Source organism: Streptomyces roseoverticillatus (assembly GCF_000719265.1).
Lineage (GTDB): Bacteria > Actinomycetota > Actinomycetes > Streptomycetales > Streptomycetaceae > Streptomyces > Streptomyces roseoverticillatus.
On record NZ_JOFL01000016.1, the window covers coordinates 272,974 to 285,297 of the forward strand.

The window sequence follows — 12,324 nt, forward strand, 5'->3', positions numbered from 1 at the left end:
TCGTGGAGCCGGGATGGGTGGGGTGGTGCCGGGGTGCGGCACCACCGGTCATGGTCAGGTGGACCGGGGGCGGCCGAAGAGGAGGTCGTAGCCGGTGGGGAGCTGGAGCAGGATCTGCCCCAGCAGGTCATCGCCGGCGGCGTCGGCGACGGTGGACAGCACGGCGCTGACGTCCCAGGCCGCGGTCTGCTCGGTGGCGCCCTCGATCCAGGCGGCGGTCGCCCGGACGAACCGCTCCGGGGTCAGCGGTTCGGCGCTCTGCAGCGGGTTGAGCAGGATCAGGGCGAAGCCCTCCGGCAGGCGCGCCGCGAGCTGGGCCCGGACCTCGCCGACCAGGTGCGCGCCGAGCAGGGCGAGCACCACGCGGGCCGCGCGCTCCGCTTCCTCCGCAGTGCCGTATTCGCCGCGTTCCTTCACGTGGTCGAGGAACGCTTCGCGTCGCAGAGTCATCTCGCCGCCGCCCCTTCTTCTTCGGACTGCCCACGGGGGTGCGGAGGCGGGGTGAGGGGGGAGACCAGGTGCCCGTCCTCCGCACCGGTCCGGCCGGTGTCAGCCGGAGATCTCCTTGCGGCCGGAGCCGACGCCGATGGAGATCTTGCGGGGCTTGGCGCGCTCGGCGATCGGGATGCGCAGGGTGAGCACGCCCGCGTCGTAGTCGGCCTGGATGTGCTCGGTGTCGAGGGTGTCGGCGAGCACGATCTGGCGGGAGAAGACGCCCAGCGGCCGCTCGGACAGCTCCATCTGCACGTCGTCGGCCTTCGTCACCGGCCGGCGCTCGGCCTTGACGGTGAGCATGTTCCGCTCGACGTCGATGTCGATCGCGTCCGCGGTGACACCGGGAAGGTCGAAGGCCACCACGTACTCGTCGCCCTCGCGGTAGGCGTCCATCGGCATCGCCGACGGCCTCGACCAGGTGCCCGGACCCATCAGCTGCTGCGTCAGCCGGTCCAGCTCACGGAAGGGGTCAGTGCGCATCAACATCGTGAAAACACCTCCAGCAGGTTCAGGCAGTTGCTGCCAATGCGCTCACTGACACCGTTGTAACATGTCATCCAATGGATGACAAACATGATGTCGTCTACATGATGACAACCCGAGGGAGGTGTCCGTGAGCGCAGCCGACCAGCCGTCCACGACCAGCACGAACGCCCACAGCCCGGCGTCGTTCCTCGCCGCCGCGGCGGCTCTGCACGCCATAGACGACGCCCTGCGCGATGCCCAGCGGGACTCTCCGGACATGCCCGGCGGTCCCGGTCCCGGGCCGGAGCAGGCGCTGGCCTCCCTGATGCTGCTGCGGCAGGTGCGCGAGCTGCTCGCCGGATGGGAGACCGGCCTGATCGAAACCGCCCGTGACGCGGGCGCCAGCTGGGCCGACCTCGCCCATCCCCTCGGCGTCGCCAGCCGCCAGGCAGCCGAACGCCGCTATCTACGCGGCCGCCCCGGCCCCGCCGGGACCACCGGCGAGCAGCGCGTGACGGCCACCCGCCGGGCCCGGGCCGCCGAACGCACCACCGCCGCCTGGGCCCGCGCCAACGCCGCCGACCTGCGCCGCATCGCGGGCCAGATCACCGCCCTCACCGACCTGCCCGCCGCCGCCCGCCGCCCGCTCAACAAGCTCCACGCGGCCCTCGCCCACGACGACCCCGCCGACCTCATCGCCCCCCTGACCGCCACCCGCCCCTACCTGGCCGCCGCCCACCCCGACCTCGCCGCCCGGCTCGACACCCTCACACCCCCCTGAACCCACCCGTCGCCCCAAGGCATGCGCGAGATCCCCCTGCCGTCACGTGACACAACTCTGCGCTTCTTCAAATCTTCAAAGCGAGGAACAGCGCAGGCCCTTCGGCCACTTCACCGAGGACCCGGACGAGGGACAGCTCGCCGGGTCCTTCCTGTTGGAGTCCCGCTGGGATCACCAGGAGCAGATCGCGAGGGCTACGGATACACCAAGTTCGAGTTCGACCAGTGGTTCGCGCTCGCCCGCCGGCTCTACCAGCGGGCCTGGATCGGCAACGAACGCCCCACCCTGTCTTCGCGCGCGAGGTGGGCAAGGCCCTGGAACGCTACGAGTCGCTGCGCGCCTTCGGCAGACGGTGCAGCTGCGCGAGCATGACACTCACCTGCGGGCGGACTGTGGCCGGCAGGGTCAAGGCCCCAGCGCCGTCCAGCCGACTCTGGCACCTCGCCCGTGACGTCAGGAGCAGTCGGCGACCGCGTTGTCGTGGGTGAGAGCGCACACGATCCGGTTGCCCTCCTTTACGCCGTAGGCGCCCTTCAGCTGCTGCTGGAAGTCGTGCCACTGCCGCCGGGTCTCCGTGATGGCGCCGTGGACCGCGCGGTCGAAGTTGCCGGCGGCCTTGCCGCGCGGGGTCGTGGGGTCGGAGGCCGCCCCGGTCCGCTGGTCGATGAGGCCGTTGTCCTTGTTCATGTCGTCGCTGTGAGCGATGCGGCCTGTGCAGCTGCCGCTGCCGGGCAGGTAGAAGCAGCCGGTCGACAGGTCCACGGGGATGTCCGCCGGCGGCCTGGACGCCGTCAGGTCGAGCAGCGGGGACGGCGCCGGGCGGTTCAGGCCCGGAGGGTTGTGGATGCCCGGCGGCTTGCCGGTGCCGGCCTTGTCGGTCCAGTTGCTGTGCGCGTAGAAGTCCTGGATGCCGTGCAGGGACTCGCCGAAGGCCTTGAACGCCTTACACTTGGCGCGCCGCTCGTCGGCGCTCTGGATGACGTTGCAGTCGTCGGCGAGACCGACCTGGTCCGGGGCGACCGCACCAGAGCCGTTGAGTATGCGACCGGCAGCGCCGGCGCCGTCCTTGAAGCGCATCTGCAGGTTCGCGATGCAGCTCTGAAGCGCCTTGGTGGCGGCGGCACGGCTGACGGGGTACGACGGGGCGTCGAAGTAGTCCGCGTTGTCGCAGTGCGCGTTGGCCTGAGCGAGCTGGGTGCGGTCCGGGGCGCCGACGGCACCGAGGCCCTTGCCGGAGAGGAGCTGGGCGTCGTGCCCCGAGACCTGGTCCATCGACCGGGGCTGGAAACAGCTGCCCTTGTCCGCGAGGTCCGAGTCGCAGGACAGCGCTGCGCGGGTGATCCGCTCGTGTTCGTGGTTCTGGCCCAGGGAGCCGTAGGTGCCGAAGGCGTGGGCGGACGTGGCCGGGACGGCCAGCAGCGCGGAGGCCGTGATGCCCAGCGCCGCGACCAGCCGGCCCGGCCGCCGGGCCCCGCGCGAAGCGCTCCCGCGGAGTTTCCGCGTGTGCAAGGTGCCCGGCGTGGTGCGTGAGGTGCCTGAGGTGAAGGTGCCTGGCATAGGTGAACTCCCGGATGAGGGAAGAGAATGGCGGCGGAGCACTGCGGTCACTCCGCCCTGGAGAAGCGGCGGCCTGCCACGACCACTCCCACCAGCGTGGCGACGGCCACGAGGGTGAACTCGGCTGCTGCCGTCACCTGCCATCCGCCCCATGTGACGCGGTCGAAGTAGTCGGAGAGGGGCCCGTGGTGGAAGGTCATGACCGTCTGCCGCATGCCGTCGACCGCGTACGTCAGCGGGTCGATCAGGGAGAGCGCCGCCATCCAGTCCGGCATGGCGCTCACGGGGAACATCATCCCGGACAGGAAGGTCAGGGGGAGAAGCAGGACGCTCAGCGCCACGTTGAAGGTCTGCACCCGCCTGACGCTGACCGCGAGCGCGGCGGCCAGGACCGTCAGGGACAGAGAGACCAGCAGCAGCTCGGCCAGCAGGGCCGCGAACAGATCGACGCGGTAGGGCACTCCGGCGAGCCCGGCACTGGCCAGGACCACGAGGGCCTGGCAGGTGGCGACGGTGGCGCCGCCGAGGCACTTGCCGAGCAGCAGCGTGATCCGCCCGACCGGGGCCACGAGCATCTCCCGCAGGAAGCCGCTCTCCCGGTCCCAGACGATCGAGGCGCCGACCGCGATCGCGGGCTGCTGCACGGTCATCACCAGGACGCCGGGGAAGAGGAACAGCAGGTAATCGTCCGAGGTGTGGGAGCCGGCGACGAGCCGGCCCAGGCCGATGCCCAGGATGTAGAGGAACAGCAGCGGCTGGGCCAGGGCGGACGCCACCCTCGGCAGATCCCGCCAGAAGTGCATCATCTCCCGGCGCCAGACCATGCGGCCCGCGCGCAGTTCGGCGGTGAGACGGCGGGAGCGCCGACCCGGACCCGCCGGGCCGGCGGGCACCGACGGGCTCCGGTCCGTGCCGCGGCCGGTGGTGGCATGGCTCATCGGGGATCTCCCGCTCCGTCGCCGCCCCGGGGCGGCGCGTCGTCGCGGAGGCCGCGACCGGTGTGGTGGAGGAACACATCGTCCAGGGTGGGCCGGATGACGGTGACCTCCTGGACGAGGACGCCGAGCCCTGCGCACAGGGCCGGCACGGCCCGCGCCCCGTCCTCGGCCCGGACCCGCAGACCGCCCGGGAACGCCGTCGCCTCCAGACCGAAGCGGGTCCGCAGCGCCTGCGCCGCCGCGGTGTCGTCCTCGGTGCGCAGCTCGATGCGGTCCGCGCCGACCACGGACTTCAGCTCGGCAGGGGTCCCCTGGGCCACGATCCGCCCGCCGTCGATGATGGCGATCCGGTCACACGTCTCGGCCTCTTCGAGATAGTGGGTGGTGAGGAAGATCGTGGTGTCCTCGCGCGCCCGGATCTCCGAGAGATACGTCCACAGGTGCGCCCGGGTCTGCGGATCGAGCCCGATGGTCGGTTCGTCCAGGAACAGCAGCCGGGGACGGTGCAGCAGCCCCCGGGCGATCTCCAGCCTGCGCCGCATCCCGCCCGAGAACGTCCGCACCAGGCTGCCGCGCCGCTCGGTCAGTCCGACCAGGCCGAGCATGGCGTCGACGCGGGCCGGGAGCGAGGCCGTGGGCATGTCGTAGAGGTCGGCGTGGAACCGCAGGTTCTCGGCCGCGGTCAGATCGCCGTCGAGCGTGGTCTCCTGGAAGACCAGGCCGATGGCGCGGCGCACCTCGTGCGGTTCCCTGCGGGTGTCGTGACCGGCGATCTCGATGTGCCCGGCGGTGGGCGTGGCCAGGGTGCACAGCATGGCGATCGTGGTGGACTTGCCCGCGCCGTTCGGGCCGAGGAAGCCGAAGGTCTCGCCCTGGGCCACGGTCAGGTCGATACCGCGTACGGCCCGTACGTGTCCGTAGGTCTTGGTCACCCCGCGCGCGTGGATGGCGGTCGGTCCGGATCCTGCCGGCACCTGTTCTCCTCGTCTCGTTCGCGGACAGGTCTCTCTGGTCGGCAGGTCGCATCAGGCGGCCGGTCGCAGGCGGTCCATCCAGCCTTCGGGGACGGCGAAGCCGAAGCTCCAGCGGTGGCGGTCCGTGGGGTTGACGATGCAGTGCCAGAAGAGCTTCTCCGGATCCTGCTCGATCTTGAAGAAGCGGACGGTGCGGGGGCTTTCGGGGAGCGTGACGATTTCCTGCGTCCGTGGGTTCATGTAGCGGAAGAACGAGGACTTCTCCGGGGTCTCGAACGGCCGGTCCGTGTCGATGACGTACATCCGCCAGCCGGGCTGGTCCTCGTTGGTGTGCCACAGCCGGTAGCCGGCCGGCGGGTACCACAACGCCCCGGAGAAGCGCACCTCGCCGCCGAAGAGGCCTTCCAGGGCGGTGACGACCCGGCTCTTGGCGGCGAGGTAGTCCCCGTAACCCGGGTGTGTCACGTGCTCGTCCAGGTTGATGAGGTGGAAGCCATGGGTCGCGGGCAGGCCGGCGGCGCCCCGCCGGAGCGGCTCCGCCGCGGCCTTGCGGTACCAGGCGCGGAAGCGGGGATCGGCGGGGGAGAGCGAGGTGGACCGCATGTCCTCCTCCCGGAAGCCCGCGGCGAGCTCCGCGAGGTCCGCCGAGGGCGGCCGGATCTTCAGGCGGGGCAGCTCCGCGGCGACCGGCTCGAACCCCGGCAGGTCGTCGATCGCGTACTCGTAGTGGTAGAAGGCGGTGTCCGCCGGAGGCGGGCTCGCGCGCCGCGCGGCGTCGGGGGAGCCGCCGGGCAGCGATGCCGATGCCGCCACCAGCTCCTCGGCGCTGAAGGAGTATCCGCTGCGCCGGCCGAGCAGGACGATCTCCTCCAGCCCGGTCATCGCCTTCATCTGCTGCGCCAGGTCCCCCGGGTCCCGGGCCGAGAGGAGGAATTCCGTACAGGATTCGACGGACATGCGGTCTCTCTCTTTCTGTCTGCCCCGGTGGTGAAAGGGGGCGGGGGAGGAATCAGGGCGCGGCCGGGGGATCGAGGAGCAGGACGGAGGGGACCCGCTGCGGTGCGGCGAGGCGCAGGCAGTGCATGCCGAACCCGGAGATCCCCAGCATCAGTCCGGGGAAGAAGTTGGCGCTGCCCTCCGCCGCGCCGTCCCGCGGGTCGTCGAAGTCGCGCCAGAGAGCCTGCGCCTGGATGTTGGCCTCCATCCGGAAGGTCGGGTCGCCGCAGAGGGCGGCCACTCGCAGGAGCAGTTCGGCGTTGCCCGACCTGCCGTGGCACAAGGTGTGGTTCCGCAGCCGGGGAAAGTTGCGGACCGTGGTTCTGAGCGCCGCGTAGGCGTCCCGCAGCATGGTGTCGTCGGCGGAGCCGAGCGCCGCCCAGCTCGCGATCCGGCTCAGCCCGATGCCCGCCGCTCCGTTGCACCAGGCGTTGGCGTAGTGGCGGCCGTTCTTGGCCACCCCTCCGGCGCTGGTCCGCAGGTCGTACCAGTCCTGTTCGACGCCGTCGAAGTGCCGGGACTCGTACGCGAACGCCTTGAGCCCGGCCGTGACGCAGTCCTCGCGGCCGGTGCGCCGCCCCAGGGCGATCAGTGCCCAGCCGATGCCGCCCGCGCCGTGGGCGAACCCGGTGAGGTTGGCGTGCGCGACCCCGGCGGGGAAGGGCGGCCAGCTCAGGCCGGCACCGTCGGCCTCGGCGTGCCGCAGCACATGGTCGGCACAGCGGTGCGCCAGCTCGATGCCGTGTCCGCCGGTCGCGTCCGCGAGGCCGAGCAGTACGGGGATGAGCCCGGCCGCGCCCTGGAAGACGTCCAGGTGGCGGTCCGCCTCGATCAGCGCGGGCAGTTCGCCGGTCAGCCGCACGGCCTGGTCGAGCAGCCGCTCGTCCTTCCACAGGTGGTGCAGGTGGGTCAGGAGGTAGATGGTGCCGCCGATGCCGCCGAACGCCCCCGGACGCTTGCGGTCGCAGTGGACGACCGCGTGCTCGGCTGCCCGTTCGGCGGCCGCCCGGAACTCCTCGCGGGGCACCGCGTCGTCGAGGTAGGCCAGGAACAGGGCGATGCCCGCGGTGCCGAGGTAGAGGTCGGCCTCGATGTCGACCACGGTCACGGACCCGTCCGCGAGTTCGTAGGAGGTCCACGGCGAGGCGGCGCCGGGCGGGCGCAGCTCCCCGAGGAGCCGGTCGCCGGTCCTGGCCGCGTAGTCCGTGGCCGCGCGGACGAACGACTCGTCGGCCACCCCGTCGGCGACCAGGCTTGCGGTGATGTAGTGCGTCTGCTGCACACGGTTGTGGTCGGTGAGCCGGCCGATGCGCCCGATCGCCTCGTCGAGCGGGGAGAGTTCGAGGGGGGAGGTCAGCTCGTCGGTGTGGTCGTGCACGAGGCGCGTGCCCCGGGCCCGCGCGGAGAACAGGGGGATGTCCAGCTGCCACAGGGACCGGCTCTCCCGCTCCGCCAGGACGTTGGTGTGGTCCCATGTGCGGGGGAAGGTCCGGACGGTGTTGGCCAGCAGGTCGACCTCCAGCGGCTCGGCCAGGCACTTCGGATGCCGGGCGGCCACCAGCAGCTGCTGGTAGATCTGGGTGCTCCAGTTCACGAAACGCACCGGAATATCCCCAAGGGCCTCCGCCACCCGCCGGGCCGCCTCCTCGGGGCTCCGCTGGAACCAGGCGTAGACGCGCTCGAAGCCTTCGGTGACGGCGTCGGCGTGGTCCTCGGGCCGCACCAGCTCCCCGCCCAGGACGACCCGGTTGGCCGGGTCGACCGGGACCCGGGCGCCGGTGACATGGGCCACGGACGCCTGGAAGCTGAGCCGGTCCCCGCCGATCCGGGGCACCGGCATCGGCACTTCGTAGTCCTCACCGCCCGCGTAGCCGCTGATCCTCATGGTGTCCGGGCCCGCGGGCAGGACGGCGTCGCGGGGGCGTTCGAGCAGCCCGGTCTTGAACACCGAGTCGATCAGCGTGCCGTCGGGCTGCCCCTGCCCCCGCGGGGTGATCCCGAGGACGGTCTCGGCGTCGCAGACGAAGGCGTGCCCGTCGGCGACCATGATGTTCTCGTGGTGGAGGTCGCTGCCGCCCAGCACGTAGAAGACGCCGAGGTATCCGCCCAGTTCGCGGTAGACGGCGGCCGCCTGCTCCACCGTCGCCACCTCATTGCGTCCCGAGGGGATCAGCGCCTCGTAGCCGTATCCGCCCATCGGGAGCACGGCGCGGGGAGCGAAACCGAGCACCCCGTCGTCCGCCAGGGCGCGCAGCAGTTCCTGCAGGCCGGCCTCGGCCCGGACGCTGCGCGGCTTGTAGCAGAACGTCTCCGTGGAGCCGTCGCCGAGTTCGGCCCGCACGCGCGCGACGCTGCGGGCGCCCGCATGGTAGTCGCCGCCGCCCGGCTCGAAGGAGGTGAAGGCACTGATCGTCCGCCGCCCGAAGAAGGCCTCGCCGATCCGGCCGGCATCCGTGGCGAGGTGGTGGAAGACCTCCTCGCCGTACGCTCCCAGCAGGGCCGTCACATGGGCCAGCCAGCGTCCCAGTACCGGGTACTTGAGATAGAACGCGTGGTACGAGGCGGGATCGGCGAACGTCAGGTCCAGATAGCCGATGTACTCCTCGCGCGTGGCGCCGGCGGCGTCGATGCCCTGCAGTTCGCAGTGGACCTTGGCGTCGGCTTCCACGGCCCACGCCAGCGCCATCTCGAAGCGCTGCAGCAGGTGCCGCTGGAAGTCCTCGACCAGCCGCTCGCTCAGCAGGGCGCGCCGCCGCCCCGGCAGGTTCGCGCGCGTCCTGCGCAGCCTGCGGCCGAGCTCCGCCAGGAACGGTGCACAGGCTATGGCCAGCTTGCCGTAGTACACCCCGGGGTCGCGCCGGAACGCCTCGGCCTCGCCGTCCGGCCTGCCGCCGGCGGCGTCGAGCGCCGCCCGGTAGGTGGGCAGCCAGGAAGCGTGGACCTCCGCGAGCGTGTCGCGCACGCTGCCCGGGGCGTCCCCGAGGCCGAGTTCGATGCGCCGGTAGGCGGACAGCACCACGACGAGTTCGTCCTTGGAGTACTGCGGCGGCACCGACCGGTGCGCCGCCTCCTGCGCGAACTTGTCCGCCAGCTTTGCCGCGAGCCGCCCGGTCCGCCAGGTGTCGAAGGCGTCCGGGCCGCCCGGCGGCAAGGGGCCGGGCGGCGGGTCGCAGGCGTTCACGACCCGTATGCGCTCGGCGAGGTTGCTCGCCCTCGCGGCGAGGTCCATGGGATAGGCGGCAGTGGCCATGCGGCACGTACTCCTGGAGTCGGCGGGTCGGTCGGATGCACGCAGGATGCGCGGTGCGGTGGGGCGGACGGACCGCCCCACCGCACCGCCGGGACCCCGGAAGGTCAGGGCCCCGGTTCATTCACCGGAGCGACGTACGGGTCACTACTTGGTGCCGCCGTCGCAGATGATGGTGAAGCGGCCGGAGCTGCAGGAGCTGGTGCACTCGACGGCGTTCATGGCCACGGCGCCCTCGGTCCAGAAGTCCAGCGACTCCTGGTCGAAGTCCTCGACCGCGGCCGGCAGGGACGTGGCCGACAGGCCGAACGCGGCCGGGTCGGCGAGCACGGCGGCGCGGAACTCCGCGTCCACTACGGTCTGGCGGAGCATGGTTGCAGTCATGCTGTTCTCCTTGGTGTGTGAGTGATCGGTGTGCGAGTGGAGATCACTCGGACGGCTGGACCACCCGGCCCTGCCCGGCGTTCAAGTGGTGCAGGTCCTTCTGCAGCTCCTGGGCGATCAGCACGAGGCCGGTCCGCTCCTCGGCATCCTGGAGCTCGTGCAGGGCCGCATTCATGTTGTCGCCGACGTTCTGCCAGGCGACCAGTTCCCTCCCCTCGGGGGAGAGGTCACCGTGGATCCACAGGGATTCGAGCCAGGCCTTGACCTCGAACGGATGCAGCCCGGCCGGCCGGGCGGTCCGCGCGAGCAAGGGCTCCTCGTGCAGGGCGAGCGCCTTCTCCAGGACCTCCCGCAGTTTCCCGTCGGGCGGCAGCAGCATGCACAGGACCATGAGCTCCTGCACACGCCGGATGGTGTCGACTCCCGGGTAGATCGTGTCTTCCTTCGCGCTTTTCATGGACCACCCCAATTCCGTTCGACGTCCCGGCAGAACGACGTTAGACGGGGGGACTTGCCGATCGGTCACACCGGGGATTCACGGTGCCTTCGCATTGCTCTCCACACACTTTTAGTACGCATTCAGCGCACTTTCATTGCGCTTTCGTCACGCTTTCAGCGCGCTCTCCATGCGCTTTCACGGTGCTTTCGCGGCGCCTTCAGCCGGTGAGCCCGGCGTCGCGTGCGTAGAGGGCGGCCTGGACCCGGTTGCCGACTTCCAAGGCGGCCAGGATGCGGCTGACATGGGCTTTCACCGTACTTTCCCGCATACCGAGCCCCGCGGCGATTTCGGCGTTGGAGGCGCCTTCGGCGAGGAGCCTCAGCACGTCGGCCTCCCGTGGTGTCAGCCGGTCCAGGCGTGAGCGGGCTGCGGAGGTCCGGGCGCGGGTGGTGCGGTGGCAGTGTTCGATGAGGCGCCGCGCGGCGGAGGGGTGGAGCATGGCCTGGCCGTCCGCGACGACTTCCACGGCCCGGATGATCTCTGCGGGGTCGCTGTCCTTGAGCAGGAAGCCGACCGCCCCGGCGGCGAGGGCGTCGTACACGTACTGGTCGAGGTCGAAGGTCGTCAGCATCACGACCTTGGGCGGATCGGGCAGGGCGAGCAGCCGCGCGGTGGCCTCGATCCCGTCCATGCGGGGCATGCGGACGTCCATCAGGACGACGTCCACGTGCTGCGTACCGGCCCGTGCCACGGCCTCGGCGCCGTCGGGCGCTTGCGCCGCGACGGTGATGCCGGGTGCGTCGCTGAGGATGTCCACGAGCGCCAGGCGCACCAGGCTGTCATCGTCAACGATCATCGTGCGGATCACGCCGCTCCCTCGCTTCGCCGGCTGTCCTGCGGGATGCCGGCGGTGACTTCCCAGCCACCCGCTCCCGTGGGTCCGTATGCCAGGCGGCCACCGAGCGCGTCCACCCGCTCGGCCAGCCCCACCAGGCCGTAGCCGGATCCCGCTGCCGCGACCTCGGACCGCTCGCCGTCCGGGTTACGGACCACCACGGTGGACTCCGGCGGTCCGTAGTGCACCTCTACCCGGACCCGCGCTCCTGCGGCATGTTTACGGGCGTTGGTCAGGGCCTCCTGAACCAGGCGGTGCACGGCGAGGCGGTGGCTGGCCGGCACGGCCTCGGCGTCGCCCTCGACGAGCGTGTCGACTTCCTGACCGGCTGCCCGCGCCTCGTCCAGCAGCGTCGACAGCGCCCGCAGGCCCGGCTCCCGCGCGTCCGTGGCCTCGGCGGGGCCGTGGCGGCGCAGTGCCCCGAGGACGTCCCGCAGGTCGTCCAAGGCTTCCGTCGAGGCGGTGCGCAGCAGGCTTATGCGGTCGGCCACCGGGCCGGGCAGGGCGGCGCCGCGCCGCTGGAGGGCGCCGGTGTGCAGGGCAATGACTGTCAGGCGGTGTGCGAGGACGTCGTGCATCTCGGCGGCTATCCGGGTGCGCTCTTCCAGCCGGGCTCCCTCCGCGCGCAGTTCGCGCTCCACGCGCAGGTGGTCCACCTGGCCGGCGAGCGAGGAGACCAGTCTGCGGCGGCTGTCGGCCCACAGTCCGAAGGCGAGGGCGACCAGCAGCACTGCCAGGGGCCCGTAGGAGCGGGTCGCCCACAGGCTCTGCTGCGGGTGGGTGAACGCGCCGGCCGCCATCGCGGCGGCCGCGCTCGCCGCCCCGAGAACGAGCCGGCCACGGGAGGCGAGGTGGAAGACCACGATCAGCAAGGGGAACAGCGACCCGAGCCCTGCCGCTCCGGCCGTCGCGCAGACGGCGGCCGGCACGGGCCACCGGTAGCGCAGCGCGACCGACAGGCCCAGCACCGCCGCCGGCACCACGCGCGGGCTGGCCAGCGTGCCGCCGGCCGCCACGTAGGCCTCCTGCACGGCGCTCCAGGTGACCATGCCGACCAGCAGCGCCTCCGCCCACCACGGCCACGCACGGCCCGCCGCCTTGCCCGACACCCGGCCCGCTGACTTGTTCACCCGATCATCCTAGGCAGGCAATC

General features: G+C 71.7%; 12 protein-coding genes. 1 reads left to right on the plus strand and 11 read right to left on the minus strand.

Translation table 11 applies throughout. From position 1 onward, the window contains the following. Window positions 1-54 precede the first annotated feature (54 nt). Window positions 55-450 carry a DUF2267 domain-containing protein gene (locus IF61_RS0120310; RefSeq protein ID WP_030367881.1) on the minus strand — a complete coding sequence of 132 codons (396 nt, stop codon included), beginning with the start codon at window positions 448-450 and terminating at the stop codon, window positions 55-57. Between the two features lie 99 nt (window positions 451-549). Then, the gene (locus IF61_RS0120315; RefSeq protein ID WP_030367882.1) at window positions 550-981 is read right to left on the minus strand and encodes an Hsp20/alpha crystallin family protein; all 432 of its coding nucleotides are present in this window, start codon (window positions 979-981) and stop codon (window positions 550-552) included. 127 nt (window positions 982-1,108) lie between these two features. Here IF61_RS0120315 and IF61_RS0120320 point away from each other — a divergent pair, with 127 nt between their 5' ends. Further along, a complete protein-coding gene (locus IF61_RS0120320) occupies window positions 1,109-1,741 on the plus strand; it encodes a hypothetical protein (RefSeq protein WP_030367883.1) in 633 nt (210 codons plus the stop codon). 453 nt (window positions 1,742-2,194) lie between these two features. On the opposite strand, the gene IF61_RS0120325 is transcribed toward IF61_RS0120320, so the two are convergent. The 9 genes from IF61_RS0120325 to IF61_RS0120365 form a co-directional block, all read right to left on the minus strand. Further along, window positions 2,195-3,250: a hypothetical protein gene (locus IF61_RS0120325; protein ID WP_030367884.1), complete on the minus strand. Its 1,056-nt coding sequence runs from the start codon at window positions 3,248-3,250 to the stop codon at window positions 2,195-2,197. 95 nt (window positions 3,251-3,345) lie between these two features. Next, window positions 3,346-4,236: an ABC transporter permease gene (locus IF61_RS0120330; RefSeq protein WP_078660357.1), complete on the minus strand. Its 891-nt coding sequence runs from the start codon at window positions 4,234-4,236 to the stop codon at window positions 3,346-3,348. Continuing rightward, the gene (locus IF61_RS0120335) at window positions 4,233-5,210 is read right to left on the minus strand and encodes a daunorubicin resistance protein DrrA family ABC transporter ATP-binding protein (protein WP_030367886.1); all 978 of its coding nucleotides are present in this window, start codon (window positions 5,208-5,210) and stop codon (window positions 4,233-4,235) included. The genes IF61_RS0120330 and IF61_RS0120335 overlap by 4 nt, the downstream gene beginning before the upstream one ends. A 51-nt stretch (window positions 5,211-5,261) precedes the next feature. Further along, window positions 5,262-6,167 carry a Nif11-like leader peptide family natural product precursor gene (locus tag IF61_RS0120340; protein WP_030367887.1) on the minus strand — a complete coding sequence of 302 codons (906 nt, stop codon included), beginning with the start codon at window positions 6,165-6,167 and terminating at the stop codon, window positions 5,262-5,264. A gap of 52 nt (window positions 6,168-6,219) precedes the next feature. After that, window positions 6,220-9,456 (minus strand): type 2 lanthipeptide synthetase LanM family protein, encoded by a 3,237-nt coding sequence (locus IF61_RS0120345; RefSeq protein WP_030367888.1) that lies wholly within the window; start codon window positions 9,454-9,456, stop codon window positions 6,220-6,222. A 144-nt stretch (window positions 9,457-9,600) separates the two neighbouring features. Continuing rightward, window positions 9,601-9,837 (minus strand): cinnamycin family lantibiotic, encoded by a 237-nt coding sequence (locus IF61_RS0120350; RefSeq protein WP_030367889.1) that lies wholly within the window; start codon window positions 9,835-9,837, stop codon window positions 9,601-9,603. 43 nt (window positions 9,838-9,880) lie between these two features. Next, window positions 9,881-10,294 (minus strand): DurN family substrate-assisted peptide maturase, encoded by a 414-nt coding sequence (locus IF61_RS0120355; protein WP_030367890.1) that lies wholly within the window; start codon window positions 10,292-10,294, stop codon window positions 9,881-9,883. A gap of 199 nt (window positions 10,295-10,493) precedes the next feature. Beyond that, the gene (locus IF61_RS0120360; protein ID WP_030367891.1) at window positions 10,494-11,144 is read right to left on the minus strand and encodes a response regulator transcription factor; all 651 of its coding nucleotides are present in this window, start codon (window positions 11,142-11,144) and stop codon (window positions 10,494-10,496) included. After that, window positions 11,141-12,301: a sensor histidine kinase gene (locus IF61_RS0120365; protein ID WP_245684562.1), complete on the minus strand. Its 1,161-nt coding sequence runs from the start codon at window positions 12,299-12,301 to the stop codon at window positions 11,141-11,143. Before IF61_RS0120365 ends, IF61_RS0120360 begins: the two co-directional genes overlap by 4 nt. Window positions 12,302-12,324: the final 23 nt, after the last annotated feature.